The organism is Jeotgalibaca arthritidis (assembly GCF_011100465.1).
GTDB classification, from domain to species: Bacteria; Bacillota; Bacilli; order Lactobacillales; family Aerococcaceae; genus Jeotgalibaca; species Jeotgalibaca arthritidis.
Genome location: NZ_CP049740.1, coordinates 768,700 through 785,164, shown reverse-complemented (window position 1 = coordinate 785,164; position 16,465 = coordinate 768,700). Strand labels below are relative to the sequence as shown.

Below are 16,465 nucleotides of genomic sequence, written 5' to 3'. Positions count from 1 at the left end.
TAGAACTAAGGGGAGGCTGGGGTAAAATCCTAGTCTCTTCTTAGTTTTACCTATTTACAGTTCAAACTCAATACAGAAGGTAGATCTAACGTATACTGTGTCATTATTATTGTTGCTTTAGCAACTTACAATGATGAGATATTCGGGCAAAAACTCATAGCATAGCTCTCAATACTCGGGTGGTCTAACAATTAGCAGATAAAAGTCCTTTTCCCAGCTTCCTTTTGACAGGTGTTGGAAAAAAGGTGGTATACTGAACCTACAACATGAAAAAGGAGTAAGAAGCGTAGTGGCAAGAAAAAAAAAATTTAACCAAAGGGAACTTTATGAAGCTACAGAACAGTTGATGTTGGAAATAGGGTATGATCGATTCTCTTTCCAGCTATTGGCCGACAAACTTCACGTTACTCGGACAGCTCTATATAAATATTATAAAAATAAAGACGATCTATTAAAAGCCTATCTCAATAATAGTTTAAAAGAGGTCTTAGAACGACTAGACAACATCGATTGGTCGATGAATTATAATGATAAACTTCAATTATTAATGGATATAGTCTTTGACTATGCAGACACACATAAAATATCCAGTATGGTTCCTAACCAGATGTGGACGAAAGAAAATGAAATGGACTCTTCTATTCAACAGTCTAAAGCTTTTCACATTCAATTCTTCAGTTTTATCCAACAACTAATTGAAGAGGGTCAACATAAAGGTGTCTTGAAAAAGGATATTCCTCCGGAAATTATTATAGAAACAATCTTTCATAGTATCAACTTACCCAATCGTGCAGGGCTACCTCTCGATAAAAGAGCTTTTTATATAAAAAGAATGTTGTTCGAAGGTATTTTAGTCTGAATACAACTTCATAATTAGTGACACACATGTCACTTTGGTGTATACTAAACCTTACTTTCATAAAAAAATATATAGAAAGAGGGAGAAGAATGTTTTTAGCAAGGAAAGAACTTTGGTTTTCTAAACGACGATTCCTATTGATTGGTATAATTGTTGTTTTTATAACTTGGCTTGTATTTATGTTATCTGGATTGGGAAATGGATTATCAGACTTAGGGACTGCAGTAATTCGTTACTCAAATATGGATGTTGCAATATTTCAAGAAGATTCAGAATTCGCATTAGGGAAGTCAATTCTATCTCAGGAAACGGTAGCGCAAGTTGAACAAGTGGAGGGTGTTGACGAAGCAGCAGGCATTATCACATCTGCTGGGGCTATTTTATTAGGTGATGCAAAAGGTGATGAATCAGGTAAAAAGACTTCTGTCATGTTTGTTGGAATCGAACCAGGTAGTTTTTTAGAGCCAAAGGTTATTCTAGGGGAGTCATTGAATTCGAATAACCCAAACACAATATTAGTAGATGAAAGTCTAAAATTAGAAGGCTTTTCTTTAGGCGATTCAGTTATATTAAGTGGTGTGGGGACGGAATTTGAAATAGGTGGATTTGTCCAAAATCAAAAATTAAATCATATGCCGGCAGTTTATGCTCCACTAGATACAGTTCAAGCATTTAAATATCTTGTTCCTGGCTCAAATCAAGGTATTGACAATCCTATAAATGCTATTTTTTTAAAAGGATCCGATAAAGTCGAAAATCGCATATCACAACAGATTTCTGGTGTTGAGATTGCTAATAAAAAGCAAACATTAAATGGCGTACCGGGTTACAAAGCAGAGAGCGGAACGATTAACTTGATGCTATGGTTACTTATCTTAATTTCAGCATTTATTATAGCTGTTTTTTTCTACGTCTTAACAAATCAAAAGACCCATCAATTTGGCGTGATGAAGGCCATTGGAGCAAGTAATGGTTTTGTAATTAGAAGCGTGGTGTCTCAAGTGTTCTTGTTGGTCTCCATCAGTATTGTGATTGGTATAGGACTAACTTATCTCACAGAAGCTTTTTTACCAGAAAGTATGCCCTTTAATTTATTAGATGAGATGGTTGTAGTGTATAGCTTTGTTATTTTGCTGACCAGCTTGTTTGGTTCGCTATTTTCAGTGAGAGGTATTGTTAAAATTGATCCAGTTACGGCTCTAGGGAGGTTAGAATAAAATGAGTGGTATTATATTAAAGAATATAAGCAAAGTTTATCGCGAAGGTGATTTTTCAACGCTTGCTTTAGATAATGTATCATTGAAAGTTGAGAGTGGGGAATTTGTCGCAATCATCGGGCCCTCCGGATCTGGAAAAAGTACGTTCCTCTCCATTGCAGGAGCATTGCTAAAGGCATCGGAAGGTGAAGTTATTATTGGCGATACATCAACTTCTGCATTGTCAGAAAAGAAACTATCAAAGATGAGACTCTCAAATATTGGCTTTATTTTACAAACATCCAATTTACTGCCGTATCTAACTGTTTTAGATCAATTACTAGTAGTGAAAAAAATGAATGGATCAATCAAAGCAGAAGATCGTGAATTTGCTAAAGAATTATTGGAAGAAATTGGACTAGGAGAAAAGCTAAATAACTATCCTTATCAATTATCTGGAGGGGAACGCCAAAGGACAGCGATTGCTCGTGCTTTCATGAATGATCCGAGTATTATTCTAGCAGATGAACCGACTGCAAGTTTAGATTCTAAGCGTGCTCATGATGTTGTTTCACTTATTTCTAAACAAGTAAAAACACGTCAAAAAGCAGCAATTATGGTAACCCACGATGAAAGAATGTTAACGTATTGTGATCAAGTCTATAGAATTGAAGACGGTATTTTAAAAAAAAATAATTAAGCGACAAAAAGATAACAGGGGCAGCTTTCCCTGTTATCTTTTTGCCTAAATGGATAGTTATGATAAACTCACTTTAAGAATAGACTGTATCAAGGAGATGGCACGATGAAAGCTGAACTCATTTCTGTAAGCTCAAGTTTGCTAACTGGCGTTTCTGTGAATGATAATGCGGCATTTTTAGCACGGGAATTGTCAGCAATGGGTGTGTCACTGACGCAAGTAGTTATGATTCATGACGACAGCGAAAAGTTAAAGGCAGCTGTTAAAACAGCAGAAGCTGAAGCAGAACTGATCATTTTAACGGGTGGTCTAGGTCCGGACGACAATGATATTGTGAAAACAACAGTGTCTGACTATTTGAACAAGCCGCTTGTTCTTGATGAAGCGACCCAGAACCGTATTATTACCTATCATAAAAATTCAGATCTCGTCATGCCGAAAAATAACCAGCTACAAGCCTTAACCTTGCTGGATTCAGTTCCGCTTGAAAATGTGACCGGCCTTGCGTTGGGGATGTTTTACCAAAGTGACAGCCATTCCTATTTACTCTTGCCAGGACCAACCGATGAACTGATTCCCATGTTTAACGAACATGCCAAACCTTTACTCATTGAAAAACGATTAAAGAAGCACCATTTCAGCGATCACGTGATTCGTCTCTTTGGTTTAACAATGGCACAGGCACAACATGATTTAGGAGACTTATTAGGTCAACAAGATGATGGCTTTATTCAACTGTATCCTGATGGCTTGGAGATTGAAGTTCATTTGGCCACCCATCACAAAGAAAAGAAGAAAGCTAATCAACAACTCGAATCACTCAAGGAGAAAGTCACTGATCGTGTAGCTGATCATATCATCGGTCACGGCAAGACGGATTTACCTCATCTTGTTCGTGAGTTATTAATTGATCAAGACAAGCAGATTACGGGGGCAGAGAGTCTGACCGGAGGAGCTTTCTTAAGTAGGCTATCGAGTTTGTTTGAAGCTGGGTCTATTTTTGAAGGTGGGATAGTGACCTATAGCAGTCGTGTGAAAAATGAGCTGTTAGGTGTCAGCAAGCAAACCATTAAAAAGTACGGCGTTGTGAGCGCGGAGTGTGCGTTTGAGATGGCGGAAAAGGCGTTAGCCAAGTTTGATGCGGATATAGCCGTTTCCTTAACGGGTGCCGCCGGACCGAGTTCGTTAGAAGGTGAAATTCCCGGAACAGTCTGGATTGGCATCGCTCAAAAAAATAAAAAAACCTTCGCTAAAATTTTTCATTTCGGCTATAAGCGAAATCTCAACCGAGACTATTCGGTTTGGAGTGCGTTTAATTTGGTTCGTCAAGTCTTGTTAGAGGAGGAAATAGCTGATATTGTTCATAAATCGTAAAGAAAACCCACTTTTTGCTAGGTGCAGAGAGCGGGTTATTTTTTTATTTAGTTTGTCGGGCAATATCGAGTGCTGTTTCGTAACGGCGTGGTTCTTTTTTGAAATCATAATGGTCGTTTCGAATGGATGCTAAAGGGCATTATCTCCAAATTAACCAACCTGAAATAACAATCGTAGCGATTAAAGCTCATTTAGGTTAATGTTTGCTAGAAATTGTTTCTTGTGAGCCTTCTTTGTGCTTGTCAGACTAGTTTGTCTTCTCTATAATGAGTGTTGGGCTTGAAAGGGCTTTAATATCTATAGTCAGACTAGCAATCTCTGAATGAGGCAGGTTGACTAATCATGAGGAGATTGAAATGATTAAAATTATGGCAGACTCTACGTGCGACTTGTCGCCAGAAATTGTAGAGCAATACAATATCGGGATTGCCCCGTTGAAAATCAATATCGGAGAAGAGTCTTACCGAGATAAAATTGATCTCTCCGCAGATAAGTTTTTTGAACGGTTGCCTGGATTGAAGGAACTTCCAACGACATCGATGCCAAGTCCAGAAGAGTATCTGGCAATTATCGATGAAGCAATTGAGCAAGGTTACACTGAATTTTTGTGCATCTGTATGTCGAGCGGCACGAGTGGCTCTTACCAGTCAGCTGTTTTAGCGAAAGAGTTATTTTATGACTTGTACCCGCAGTCACCCATTAAAATTCATATTGTCGATTCCTTATCCATGAGCCATGGCAGTGGCTGGCTCATCTTAAAATCAGCACAGCTGTTAGAATCGGGTTACTCGTTTGAAGCGTTGATTGACTTTAATGAATCGCATAAAAAACAAGTCAAGCATTTCTTGTGTGTAGAGGACTTGAAAAACTTGATTAAAAGCGGCCGAATTTCAAATGCCGGCGCATTTGTGGGAAGTTTATTGCGCGTTAAACCTATTATGTCGATGAAGCAAGGAAAAGGCGCCATTGTTGCTAAAGTAAGAGGAACGAATAAAGCGCTGAAATATTATGTGGATGAATTTGTGAAACGTAAACGGACTTCAAAGGCATCATTCATTTGATGCAAATGGGTGCAGTTGTCGGCACACATGTCGGTCTAAACGGCGTATCACTATTTTTTATGGAAAAATAATTATTAAAAAGAGGTTCAAGACTGAAAAGTGTCTCGAACCTCTTTATTTTGTAATAATCCAGAGGTTCAGTGTCGAAAAGTACCTTGAACCTCTTAATTTTGTAATAATCCAGAGGTTCAGTGTCGAAAAGTGTCTCGAACCTCTTAATTTAGTAGCAATCCAGAGGTTCAGTGTCGAAAAGTGTCTCGAACCTCTTAATTTTGCGATAATCCAGAGGTTCAGCGCCAAAAAGAGTCTTGAACCTCTTTAAATGCTAAAAATCTAAAGCTTCACTCATCAAAAGCTCTCAATTCACATCCATCATTGAGCCTTTTCAATTTATTCGGTAAAATAGACCAGAACGAGTTTTGAAAACGAGGCGAGGAGCAACACAATGAAAAATATCAAACTAACGATTGAATACGACGGCAGACGTTACCTAGGCTGGCAACGTCTGGGCGATTCTGATAAAACGATCCAAGGGAAAATTGAAAATATTATTCACGAAATGACAGGGGAAAAAATAGAGATTATTGGCTCTGGCCGAACAGATGCGGGCACCCACGCAAGGGGACAGGTGGCGAATTTTAAAACGGCATCTACGATGCCATTAGCTGATATGCAAGACTTCTTGAATCGCTATTTGCCGCAAGACATTGTAATCACCAAAATTGAAGAAGTGCACGACCGCTTTCACGCGCGCTACAACGCAACAGGTAAACAGTATAGCTACTACATTTGGAATCAAGTTGTTCCCAATGCTTTTGAGCGCAATCGTAGCTATCATATTGCAGAGAAATTGGATCGCGATTTAATGGAAAAAGCAGGCCAAATATTATTAGGTACACACGACTTTATTGGTTTCTCTGCTCTTAAAAAAACGAAGAAATCAACCGTTCGAACAATTGAATCGTTAACGGTTACCCAAGAAGGCCGCATGATTCGTGTGACGATTTCAGGTAATGGCTTCTTGCATAAAATGGTACGAATTATAACAGGTACCCTAGTAGAAATTGGTTTAGGTCATATGCCCGTTGAAGCTATTGAAGAGATTCTGCAACAAAAAGTTCGCAAAGAAGCTGGCGAGACAGTGCCGGCGCAAGGCTTGTATTTAGACGAAGTTTACTACAAATAAAAATACAGCGACTAGCTCTATCGAGCTGGTCGCTGTATTTTTTATTAGTCTTCAGTACCCATAATTTGATTAATTTCTTGAGAAAGCAAGTCTGCTTTTCCGCCAAAGACAGCTTGGATGCCGCCTTGTACTTCAAATACGGCAGTTGCGCCTAAGCGTTTGATGGAATCTTTATCAACGATTGAGCCATCTTTTACTGAGACACGTAAGCGTGTTGCACAAGCTGTAACAGACTCAATGTTTGCGTCGTCGCCAAGTGCATGGATAATAATGTTTGCTTCATCATTCAATGATGATGGTGCAGAAAGAGTTGTGTTTTCTGAATCAGCTACTAAGTCGCTGTCTTCCATACCAGGTACGTTTACGCTGAATTTCGTAATCAAGAAACGGAAAATAAAGTAGTAAAGGAGTGCCCAAACGATTCCGACTGGGATAACCCAAAGCCAGTTTGTTTTGTCATTTCCTTGAAGTGGTCCGAATAAGAAGAAGTCAATGAACCCACCTGAGAAGGTATTTCCGATACGGATGCTAAGTAAATCAGCAACGAAGAAAGAAACGCCATCTAGGAAAGCATGAACCACATACAACCATGGTGCCACAAACAAGAACATATACTCGATCGGTTCAGTAATACCTGTTAAGAATGACGTTAAGGCACTACTGAAATAAAGTCCGCCGTTTTCTTTTCTATTTTTCTTAGGAATAGAATGATACATTGCTAACGTTGTTGCTGGTAAACCAAACATCATTGTTGCAAAACGACCAGCGAAAAAGCGTGTGCCGTAAGTGAATAAACCAGTGTGGTTTGGATCAGCTAATTGTGCAAAGAAAATATTTTGTGCGCCGGCAATTGATTGGCCAGCAACTACTTCTGTTCCACCTAGTGATGTATACCAGAATAATGGATAAATCGTATGGTGAAGGCCAACAGCACCTGTTAGTCTTAGTAAGAAGCCGTATAAGAATGTTCCAAAGCTTCCCATTTGAGCAACTGCTTCACCTGCAGAAGTCATAGCTCCTTGAATCGGTGGCCAAATTATGAAGAAAATAGTTGCTAGAATAATAGCTGAAAGAGACGCGACGATTGGAATGAAGCGTGATCCACCAAAGAAACCTAAGAATTGTGGCAATTGAATTTTGCGATAACGATTATGTAAAATAGCAACCGTACTACCAACAGCGATTGATCCAACAACACCTGTGTCGATTGTCGCACCCTCAGCTGCAAAAAGTTGTAAGTAACCACTGATTGTCGCTGCGAAAACAACGTAACCAACACCACCAGCAAGACCAGCTGTTCCGCGGTCACCGTTTGATAAACCAACTGCAATACCGATTGTAAAGATAAGCGGTAAGTTAGCGAAAACAGCATTACCAGCAAAGCTCATGACATTCAAAATAACTTGAAGCCAAGCAATATCTAAAAACGGATAAGCAGCTAGCGTACTTGGGTTTGTTAAAGCACCACCCAATCCCAGCAAAAGACCAGCAGCAGGCAAGATAGCAATAGGTAGCATCATGGCTCTACCTATTTGAGAGAATTTTTTAAACATGTTTGTTCACTCCTTTTTTTATTTGTTTAAATGATTGATAAAACGACTAGCAATTTCCTTTGGACGAGTAATTGCGCCACCGACAACAATACCAGCTACCCCAATTTCTTGAATCATTTTAGCTTGCTCAGGAGTATGGATTTTACCTTCAGCAATCACATCAACACCGGCATCAACTAATTGTTTGATTAGATCAATATCTGGCCCATCTTGTTTAGTGCTGTAATCGGTATAACCACTTAAGGTTGTCCCAATAAAATCAATACCAGCTTGGAAAGCATTCATGCCTTCTTCAAAGGTTGAAATATCAGCCATAAATAGTTGATTTGGGTATTTTGTTTTAATGTCATGAATAAATTCATTAATAGTTTTGCCATCAAAACGCTCACGTTTCGTACAATCAAGGGCAATAACTTCAACACCTGCTTCAGCCAATTCATCGACTTCTTTCATAGTTGCCGTAATAAAAGGGGCTTGAGGTGGGTATTCCTTTTTGATAATACCAATAATTGGCAGATCAACTTTTTCCTTAATTTGCTTAATATCTCGAATAGATTCAGCACGAATCCCAACAGCACCAGCTTGTTCAGCAGCTAGAGCTAGTAATGGCATAATGCCACCTTCTTCTGTATATAAGGGTTCACCAACTTGTGCTTGGCAAGAGACAATAATGCCATTACGCATCTTGTTTAACATCTCGTTTTTCTTCACGGATTTTTCCTCCATTTTCTATTTATTTTCGGAGTTTATCTCCACAAACAGAATATAGCACACGCTTTCATATTTGTAAATAGCTAAATAAAATGGTCAACTTCGTGTATAATAAGCATACAACTAAGAAAAGGACTGACTTTATGGGACTTGCTCATACGATATTAGAAAACTATCACGCGTTAACGAAATCAGAGAAGTTAATTGCTGATTATCTATTGGCTGAAAAGGAACAGACCGCTTATAAAACCATGAAAGATGTAACAGATGCCGTTAAGGTTGGCGATGCGACTTTAATTCGTTTTTGTCAGAAACTCGGTTATTCAGGTTTTTCTGATTTAAAAATAGCGATTGCTAAAGATGAATTTACTAGTCAATATGAAGAAGAGAGTACAGATAAGTTTTATGATCAGATTCTGGATAATCAAATTAAGGTTTTGGAATCGACTAGACAACTGATTGATCCAGAAACACTTTTAGACGCCATCAATCATATTACGAATGCAAAGCGTATTTATATTATCGGAGTGGGATCGAGTGGCTTGTCTGCGGCTTCCTTGGAAAAAATGCTGTTGAGGGTAGGCGTTCATGCCAACCATACCATTGATCCGCATTTTCAAGCTCATGCCTTATCATTATTAGATGAAACTGATTTGGTGATTTGCTTTTCATTGAGTGGTCGCACAAAGGACGTCTATGATTCCTTGGCCATCGCTAAAAAGAATCATTGCCCGATTATTGCGATTACCAATTTTAAAACGTCACCTATTGCGGAATTGAGTGATATTGTTTTGCAAAGTGCGAATGAAGAATTTTTTGATGGTGGTTCGTTAGCTGGAAAGATTTCCCAACTCTATGTATCAGAAGTATTGGTGCGAGGGTATGAAATCAATAATAAAATTCAAACAGTAGAATTACGTGAAAAAGTTTTGCGGTCTATTCTAGACAAATTTATTGATTAAAAAGAGAGTGGGAAAAAAGGCGTTCAGCCCCGAATCACTGGAGCGAATAAGCGCAAGATGGTTGCAGACCATCTGAGCATGATTCGTGAAGTGGACGTCGGGGCTGCCTTTTTGAGCACATTTACGCTATATTATTCGGGTATAGGAAAGAGGTTGGGAATTTTTCCAACCTCTTTCTTTTTATTAAAATTCTAACGCTTTTAAGTCGTCAATTGTAACTGCTTCTTCGACATAACCATCAACATCGAAGCCGCTTAGGTTCATGAACTCTTTCATGAAAATGCTGTAGCCTGTTTTGTCTGAATTGAAGTTGCCTTCATTAATCTCTTTAATGAGTGCTTCCGTTTGAGCTTGGACTTCTGGATCAAGTTCCCAGCTGTCTGGACGTAAACGGCCAAGTTCATCATATTCAGCTTTGTCGCCGTAAACCATATCTCTAAAGGTGCGGTCGATATGCATAATCGGTGTTTCATGCGTGCCATTGTCAGCCATCACACGATAAAGTCCCATACAGTAAACAGGGAAAAATGGAATAACTGAACTTGCTTTAGTCGTTACAGCTGTTGCAACAATAACGGTCGCTTTACCATTAATGTCTGTTAATAAGTCATTAATGTGAACTGCTTTCTCATCACAATCTGCTTTGGCACGACCGAGTGTTCCGTCACCGTAGTAAGGTTTATTTAAGTCAGAACCCAGGTAAGAATAGTTGGTTGTTTGAACACCATCTGCTAGAACATCTGCTTCTTTAAGAGCTTGCATCCAGAATAACCAGTCTTCACCACCCATAACATTGACTGTATCAGCAATTTCTTCTTCGGTGGCAGGTTCTAAAACCTGTTCGTAAAATTCTTGTTTTTCAATGTTAACGTTTGGTCCAACAACATTTTGTCCGATTGATTTGATAACAGAGTTGATTCGTTCGCCCGTTTCAGGATTGATACGGATTCCTGAAGCCAAACTATAAACCACTAAGTCAATTTTTCCGCCAAATTCTGCTTTGATGTAATCAATAACATCTTGCTTTGTTTGATGGCTGAAGGCATCTTGGACAAAGTTTTTAGCGATTAAGCCTTCTTTTTCTGCGGCTTGTTTAAAGTAGATGTTGTTATACCAGCCAGCAGAACCTAAGTTTCGCTCTGATTTAGGTCCTTTTTCAAAAGAAACGCCAATCGTATCAGCGCCAGCTCCAAAGGCTAAGTTGATACGAGAAGCCAATCCATAGCTAGATGATGCACCGATAATCAATACTTTTTTAGGGCCTTCATAGTGGCCTTGTTCTTTTACATAGTCAATTTGATTTAAAACATCTTGTTTACAGCCAATAGGATTCACGCCGAAAGAGACGTTCCCACGCATTTTATGTTCGAATTTAATCATCATTACCTCCAAAAGTGTTTCATAGTAATACAATATCAAAAAAGCACAAGGTTGGGTAGTATTTCTATCATGAAAGTTTCATTATTTTTTAATAGTGGGCGAATCACAACGAGGATTGTTATAATAGAGAAAATGAAAGATGGAAGGAGAAAAATAATGACAATTCACATTCATCCTATTTCTGCTCTTAGTGATAATTATATTTGGCTGCTCGAACAAGAGGGACGGGTTATTATAGTTGATCCCGGCGAATCAGAGGGCGTGTTAGCTTATATAAAACTCAAAAATCTAATCCCAGAAGCGATTATTCTGACTCATAAACATGATGACCATATAGGCGGTGTGTTGGATATCGTAAACCGTTACCCTGAAACGCCTGTCTATGGTCCAATCGAGACCGGTCATTTAGCAACAACTGTTTTAAAAGAAGGGGACAGCATCGAACTTTTCAACCAAACCTTCGATGTTATTAAAACGGCAGGTCATACAGAAGAACATATTAGCTACCTCACTACCGATGTTCTTTTTTGCGGTGATGCCTTATTTTCTGCTGGCTGTGGTCGCGTCTTTACTGGTGACTACCAAGCCCAATACGATGCCCTTCAAAAACTAAACAAGCTAGCGGACAGCGTGGTTATTTATCCAGCCCATGAATATACAGAAACTAATTTGCGTTTTGCTAAAACGCAGGAGGGCGGAAATTCAGCGATTGACCAAGCATTGGAAGAGACCATTCAATTGCGTCAAGAGCATAAACCGACCTTGCCAACGACTATGGCAAAGGAACGGACGATTAATCTATTTCTGCAAGCAGAAAATTTAGAATCATTCATTCGATTGCGACAAGCACGAGATCAGTTTTAAGGAAAATAACCAAGTAGAATCAAAAAAGAGAGCCAGTCGACATTTTTTTCCGAATAAATGTCAACTGACTCTCTTTTTTTGCGTCACTCGACATATTCACTGCCAAACCACCACTTTGTGCCTCTAGTCGCAAACTTTCAAATGTGATAAAATGCTTGTGAAACGTCTGATATGTGAAATTTTTACATCTGATAAAGATTATAAATATAGTAATCTAGCTATTAAATGTGTATGTATGAACATTTAAAATCCCGATGTAAAAACAGATCATATAATAAATGATTCACAAAAGAAAGAAGGTTACTGAATGATTGAGTTGATTGCAACAACTGAATCGCTTGAACAAGGAAAGTTACTCCTAGAAGCTGGCGCTGACCAGTTAATAGTAGGAGAAGAGGTCTTTGGGTTGCGTGTTCCAGGTTATTTAAGTGATGATGAAATTGGTGAGTTAGTGGCTATCGCCCATCAAATGGGTAAGCAAGTTATTGTTGCTGCTAACGCGATTCTCCACAATGACAAAATTGAACAAGCACGACCATTCTTGAAGCGAATGAAAGCATTAAAGGTTGATAAACTAATGGTAGGAGACACAGGGCTCATCCAGATTATGAAAAATCCTGACTATTACATCCCCTATATTTATGATGCATCTGTGTTGGTGACGAGCCACGGCCAGATAAACTTTTGGAAAAAGTATGGGGCTGTCGCAGCGCTAATTGCTCGAGAAGTTCCTTATGTCGAGCTAGAATTGCTAGTTCCAAAAGCGGAATTGCCCGTCGTGACGCAAGTTTACGGCGCACAATGCATTCATCAAAGTAGACGAGAACTCCTTAATAATTATTTTAACTACATTGAAAAAGACGCATTAAATTTTGAAGACCGCCATCTCTTTTTATCTGAACCGGGTAAGGATGATACTCATTATGCCATTTACCAAGATAGCCACGGCACTCATGTGTTTGCCAACAAGGACTTGAACTTGATGGTGCAGTTGCCGATGCTAGCTGATATTCATGCAGACAATTGGTATTTAGATGGTCTTTATACACCGGGGCAAGCCTTTGTCGAAGTGGTCACTGTTTTCCACCAAGCGCGTACGCTAATCGAAAATAATGAGGCGACGCCTGAATTGCTGGCGCAGTTAAATGAACAAATCATCACCCATCACCCTGAAAATCGAGAAACCGATACTGGCTTTTTCCTTTATTCAGCGGATAAAGTGCGATAAGAGAGGAAGCAAATAATGAATACAACAATGAAACGCCCAGAATTACTAGCACCAGCGGGTACCTTGGAAAAATTAAAAACAGCTATCCACTACGGCGCTGATGCTGTTTATATTGGTGGCGACGCCTATGGTCTTCGGAGCCGAGCAGGAAATTTTTCTTTTGAAGAAATGGCAGAAGGGGTTGCCTTTGCCCATGAAAGAGGCGCAAAAGTTTATGTGGCTGCTAATATGGTAACCCACGAAAATGATCAAATTGGAGCAGGAGATTTCTTTCGCACCATTCGGGACATCGGCATCGATGCTGTTATTGTGTCCGATCCTGCTTTGATGCAGATTTGTGCCGCAGATGCGCCTGGCCTTGATATCCATTTATCTACCCAACAATCGGCAGTTAACTATGAAACACTTAACTTTTGGCAGGATGCAGGGTTGACCCGTTGCGTACTCGGTCGAGAGGTTTCTATGGCTGAGGTAGCAGAAATTCGTGCCAATACTGACGTAGAAATCGAAGCCTTTATTCACGGAGCGATGTGTATTTCTTACTCAGGTCGTTGTACCCTATCCAACCATATGGCTGACCGCGATGCTAATCGTGGCGGTTGTTGCCAATCTTGCCGTTGGAAATACGGTTTGTTTGACCTTCCAACGCTAGGTAATCGTCAAATGGTCGGCAAGGGTGAAGAAGGAATTGACGAGGCCTTTTCGATGAGTGCTGTTGATCTATCAATGATTGAGCACATTCCTGACATTGTTGAGAACGGTATAGATTCCTTGAAAATTGAAGGTCGGATGAAGTCCATCCACTACGTTTCCACCGTTGTTAATGTTTACCGCAAGGCACTGGATGCTTACATGGCAGATCCAGACAACTACGTTTTACAAGAAGAGTGGTTGGACGAACTGTGGAAAGTAGCCCAGCGTGAGCTAGCCACAGGTTTTTACTACGGCAAACCGACAGAGAATGAGCAACTATTTGGAGAGCGTCGTCGCAAGCCTCGCTATAAATTTGTCGGCCAAGTGCTTGATTATGATGAAGCAACCCAAATCGCGACTATTCAACAACGGAATCTCTTCAAAGTGGGTGACCAATTAGAGTTTTACGGACCAGGCATGCGCCATCATCCAGAATTACTAGTCGAGATGTGGAACGAAGAAGATGAAAGTATCCGTTCAGCTCCTCATGCGATGCAAATTGTTAAAATGAAGGTTAGCCAAGCGGTTAAGCCACAGGATATGATTCGAAAAACAATCGTTGAACGCAGCCGCCTTCGCCAAAAAGTAGCACAAGATTAAAAATCAGGGATTGAGAGAATGTTCTCTCAATCCCTGATTTTTATTGATGGTTATCAGCGTAGATAGCCATGGCATCGCGCATAAATAGCGCCAATCCATCACCAAATTGATCAATATTTTTTCTGAAACGATCATCGTCTATATACATCTGACCTAATCCCTTAAATGCTTCAAGAGAATAAGTCGCAATCGACTGTAAATGGAGATACCACTTTTCAATCGACTCTTGCGCTTGTTTAGAAGCCGGGTCTAAATGACGAACTTCAGCCAAATCACGGAAGATTTGATTGAATCGATCTTGATCTGTTGCCGTCATCTTACTCACGTTTTGATTGGCTTGGTCGACCGCATCGTTTCCCCAACGCTTCCGGGCCTCTTCTTCGTAAGGGTTATGTTTAAAATCAAAGCCTTTAAATTGTTCTTCTTTACTCATTTGTCTCTCTCCTTTTCCTGCTTCTATTGTTTTTTCAATGGTTTCAATCATCTGCGCCAGCTTCTGTTGCTTGTCCAGCAGCATCTGATGTTGCAACATTAATGCGTCTTGCCGGTCAAAATCGGGTTGATTAAGAATATCTTTTATTTCTTTCAAAGGAAAACCAAGTTCCTTAAAAAAGAGAATTTGCTGTAGGCGCAGGAGGTTGGTATCTGAATACAAGCGATAACCTGCTTCGGTCAGTTGGTCTGGCTTAAGTAAGTCAATGGCATCGTAGTGATGCAAGGTACGGACGCTAACACCGGTTAATTGAGCAACTTCTTTTATTTTCATCTGATTCTCTCCTTTCATTCTTACTATAAACCATGACGTAAGGTTAGGGTCAATACTTTACGAAAAAAATAAAATTGTGACAAAAAGCACATAATAATGAAAAGTAAAATAGGCCTGTGATATAATGATACTATCAAGAAGCAAAAGGGAGTATCCAAATGAATATTGAAACTATTATGCAAATTTTGCAAGATCAAATGAAAGTTGCTGTTTTTGCAACTGTTGATGAAGATAATAAACCTCATGCTCGTCATGCAAACATCGGAGTTGCTAACGAAAATGGTGTGTTTTTCATGACGCATCCACGAACTGACTTCTATAAACAACTCCAACATAATCAAAATGTTGCGCTAACAGCTATGTCTGAAGAGGGTTACTTGATTCAAGTGATTCGTATTGAAGGACAAATACGCCAAATTGGTAAAGAGCATCTACAAGAAGTGTTGAAAGACAATCCTTATGTGCAACATGTTTATCCCAATGAATCGGATCGCCAAGGTGCACAAGTTTTCCAGCTCTATAAGGGAGAAGGATTTTATCACAGCTTAACGCAAGGTCATCGCTATGTCTTTAGTTTTGACGCTGAATAATCATTAACCTTCAGAAGGAGTGTCGCTATGGATGTCCAAGAAGTCATGCAAGAATTAGCCCTATTAGGAAAAGAACGGATGAAGAAGATGTACCTGTCTAATGGTGCCCACGAACCCGTTTTTGGTGTCGCGACAGGTGCGATGAAGCCGTTATCCAAACAAATAAAAATAGATCAGCAGCTATCAGAAGAGTTGTACGCAACAGGCAATTATGATGCGATGTACTTTGCTGGCGTGATTGCAGATCCTATTGCCATGACGGAAGCAGACTTTGATCGTTGGATTGATCAGGCTTATTTTTATATGCTGTCAGATTTTGTTGTAGCCGTCACCTTATCTGAATCACCACTAGCTCAAGAGATTGCAGATAAGTGGATTATGTCAGGAGACGAATTGAAAATGTCTGCTGGTTGGAGCTGTTATTGCTGGCTTTTAGGAAGACGTAAAGACCATGAGTTTTCTAAAGAAAAGCTAGCTGGACTGCTTGGAAAAGTTGCAACTGATATTCAAACAGCTCCGGAACGGACAAAAGCATCCATGAGTAATTTTGTTTATACAGTTGGGTTATCGTACCAGCCGCTACATCAAGAAGCACTTCAAATCGCTCAAACGATTGGTACCATCGAAGTCAATCGGCCAAATAAAAAGCCGCTTGTCCTCAATGCATACGAGAGCATCCAAAAAGAAATTGAAAAGGACAGAATTGGGTTTAAACGCAAGTATGTCCGTTGTTAATAAAGAG

The 16,465-nt window shown here is 39.6% G+C and carries 16 protein-coding genes; 12 read left to right on the top strand and 4 right to left on the bottom strand.

Features of this window, described 5'->3' with window-relative positions:
- The first annotated feature begins 289 nt into the window (after positions 1-289).
- From G7057_RS03955 to truA, 6 genes are all read left to right on the top strand, one after another.
- Positions 290-859, top strand: a complete 570-nt coding sequence (locus tag G7057_RS03955; RefSeq protein ID WP_076768327.1) for a TetR/AcrR family transcriptional regulator — start codon at positions 290-292, stop codon at positions 857-859.
- An 89-nt stretch (positions 860-948) separates the two neighbouring features.
- Complete coding sequence (locus G7057_RS03950; RefSeq protein WP_166161513.1) at positions 949-2,076, top strand: ABC transporter permease; 1,128 nt, start codon at positions 949-951, stop codon at positions 2,074-2,076.
- 1 nt (position 2,077) lies between these two features.
- Positions 2,078-2,755 (top strand): ABC transporter ATP-binding protein, encoded by a 678-nt coding sequence (locus G7057_RS03945; protein ID WP_166161511.1) that lies wholly within the window; start codon positions 2,078-2,080, stop codon positions 2,753-2,755.
- A 105-nt stretch (positions 2,756-2,860) separates the two neighbouring features.
- A complete protein-coding gene (locus G7057_RS03940; protein WP_166161509.1) occupies positions 2,861-4,129 on the top strand; it encodes a competence/damage-inducible protein A in 1,269 nt (422 codons plus the stop codon).
- A gap of 356 nt (positions 4,130-4,485) precedes the next feature.
- Entirely contained in the window at positions 4,486-5,190 is a 705-nt protein-coding gene (locus tag G7057_RS03935) for a DegV family protein (protein WP_227004651.1), read from the top strand.
- A gap of 445 nt (positions 5,191-5,635) precedes the next feature.
- Positions 5,636-6,376, top strand: coding sequence for a tRNA pseudouridine(38-40) synthase TruA (gene truA, locus G7057_RS03930; RefSeq protein ID WP_166161507.1), 741 nt, complete (start codon positions 5,636-5,638; stop codon positions 6,374-6,376).
- Between the two features lie 44 nt (positions 6,377-6,420).
- Here the strand turns inward: truA and G7057_RS03925 are convergent, their stop codons facing one another.
- Positions 6,421-7,929, bottom strand: a complete 1,509-nt coding sequence (locus G7057_RS03925; protein WP_166161505.1) for a PTS transporter subunit EIIC — start codon at positions 7,927-7,929, stop codon at positions 6,421-6,423.
- An 18-nt stretch (positions 7,930-7,947) separates the two neighbouring features.
- On the bottom strand, positions 7,948-8,625 hold the full coding sequence (locus G7057_RS03920; RefSeq protein WP_405002647.1) for an N-acetylmannosamine-6-phosphate 2-epimerase: 678 nt from the start codon (positions 8,623-8,625) through the stop codon (positions 7,948-7,950).
- 158 nt (positions 8,626-8,783) lie between these two features.
- On the opposite strand from G7057_RS03920, the gene G7057_RS03915 reads away from it, so the two are divergent.
- Positions 8,784-9,602 (top strand): MurR/RpiR family transcriptional regulator, encoded by an 819-nt coding sequence (locus G7057_RS03915; protein WP_166164059.1) that lies wholly within the window; start codon positions 8,784-8,786, stop codon positions 9,600-9,602.
- A gap of 183 nt (positions 9,603-9,785) precedes the next feature.
- On the opposite strand, the gene fabV is transcribed toward G7057_RS03915, so the two are convergent.
- The gene (gene fabV / locus G7057_RS03910) at positions 9,786-10,985 is read right to left on the bottom strand and encodes an enoyl-ACP reductase FabV (RefSeq protein ID WP_193566100.1); all 1,200 of its coding nucleotides are present in this window, start codon (positions 10,983-10,985) and stop codon (positions 9,786-9,788) included.
- A gap of 153 nt (positions 10,986-11,138) precedes the next feature.
- Between fabV and gloB the strand changes: the two genes are divergently transcribed.
- The 3 genes from gloB (at position 11,139) to G7057_RS03895 (ending at position 14,367) form a co-directional block, all read left to right on the top strand.
- Positions 11,139-11,846, top strand: a complete 708-nt coding sequence (gloB, locus tag G7057_RS03905; protein WP_227004650.1) for a hydroxyacylglutathione hydrolase — start codon at positions 11,139-11,141, stop codon at positions 11,844-11,846.
- A gap of 307 nt (positions 11,847-12,153) precedes the next feature.
- Complete coding sequence (locus G7057_RS03900) at positions 12,154-13,074, top strand: peptidase U32 family protein (RefSeq protein WP_166161501.1); 921 nt, start codon at positions 12,154-12,156, stop codon at positions 13,072-13,074.
- Positions 13,075-13,089: 15 nt separating this feature from the next.
- On the top strand, positions 13,090-14,367 hold the full coding sequence (locus G7057_RS03895; protein WP_227004649.1) for a peptidase U32 family protein: 1,278 nt from the start codon (positions 13,090-13,092) through the stop codon (positions 14,365-14,367).
- A 40-nt stretch (positions 14,368-14,407) separates the two neighbouring features.
- Here G7057_RS03895 and G7057_RS03890 read toward each other — a convergent pair whose 3' ends face one another.
- On the bottom strand, positions 14,408-15,133 hold the full coding sequence (locus G7057_RS03890) for a MerR family transcriptional regulator (protein ID WP_227004648.1): 726 nt from the start codon (positions 15,131-15,133) through the stop codon (positions 14,408-14,410).
- A 158-nt stretch (positions 15,134-15,291) separates the two neighbouring features.
- On the opposite strand from G7057_RS03890, the gene G7057_RS03885 reads away from it, so the two are divergent.
- Positions 15,292-15,723, top strand: coding sequence for a pyridoxamine 5'-phosphate oxidase family protein (locus G7057_RS03885; RefSeq protein ID WP_076768343.1), 432 nt, complete (start codon positions 15,292-15,294; stop codon positions 15,721-15,723).
- Between the two features lie 27 nt (positions 15,724-15,750).
- Positions 15,751-16,458: a DNA alkylation repair protein gene (locus tag G7057_RS03880; RefSeq protein WP_166161497.1), complete on the top strand. Its 708-nt coding sequence runs from the start codon at positions 15,751-15,753 to the stop codon at positions 16,456-16,458.
- Positions 16,459-16,465 lie beyond the last annotated feature (7 nt).

Coding starts and splice junctions, on each gene's coding strand:
- G7057_RS03900 (WP_166161501.1), top strand. CDS start 12,154: ATGATTGAGTTGATTGCAACAACTGAATCGCTTGAACAAGGAAAGTTA.
- G7057_RS03940 (WP_166161509.1), top strand. CDS start 2,861: ATGAAAGCTGAACTCATTTCTGTAAGCTCAAGTTTGCTAACTGGCGTT.
- G7057_RS03915 (WP_166164059.1), top strand. CDS start 8,784: ATGGGACTTGCTCATACGATATTAGAAAACTATCACGCGTTAACGAAA.
- G7057_RS03920 (WP_405002647.1), bottom strand. CDS start 8,625: ATGTTAAACAAGATGCGTAATGGCATTATTGTCTCTTGCCAAGCACAA.
- G7057_RS03945 (WP_166161511.1), top strand. CDS start 2,078: ATGAGTGGTATTATATTAAAGAATATAAGCAAAGTTTATCGCGAAGGT.
- G7057_RS03890 (WP_227004648.1), bottom strand. CDS start 15,133: ATGAAAATAAAAGAAGTTGCTCAATTAACCGGTGTTAGCGTCCGTACC.
- G7057_RS03895 (WP_227004649.1), top strand. CDS start 13,090: ATGAATACAACAATGAAACGCCCAGAATTACTAGCACCAGCGGGTACC.
- gloB (WP_227004650.1), top strand. CDS start 11,139: ATGACAATTCACATTCATCCTATTTCTGCTCTTAGTGATAATTATATT.
- G7057_RS03950 (WP_166161513.1), top strand. CDS start 949: ATGTTTTTAGCAAGGAAAGAACTTTGGTTTTCTAAACGACGATTCCTA.
- truA (WP_166161507.1), top strand. CDS start 5,636: ATGAAAAATATCAAACTAACGATTGAATACGACGGCAGACGTTACCTA.
- G7057_RS03935 (WP_227004651.1), top strand. CDS start 4,486: ATGATTAAAATTATGGCAGACTCTACGTGCGACTTGTCGCCAGAAATT.
- G7057_RS03925 (WP_166161505.1), bottom strand. CDS start 7,929: ATGTTTAAAAAATTCTCTCAAATAGGTAGAGCCATGATGCTACCTATT.
- fabV (WP_193566100.1), bottom strand. CDS start 10,985: ATGATGATTAAATTCGAACATAAAATGCGTGGGAACGTCTCTTTCGGC.
- G7057_RS03880 (WP_166161497.1), top strand. CDS start 15,751: ATGGATGTCCAAGAAGTCATGCAAGAATTAGCCCTATTAGGAAAAGAA.
- G7057_RS03885 (WP_076768343.1), top strand. CDS start 15,292: ATGAATATTGAAACTATTATGCAAATTTTGCAAGATCAAATGAAAGTT.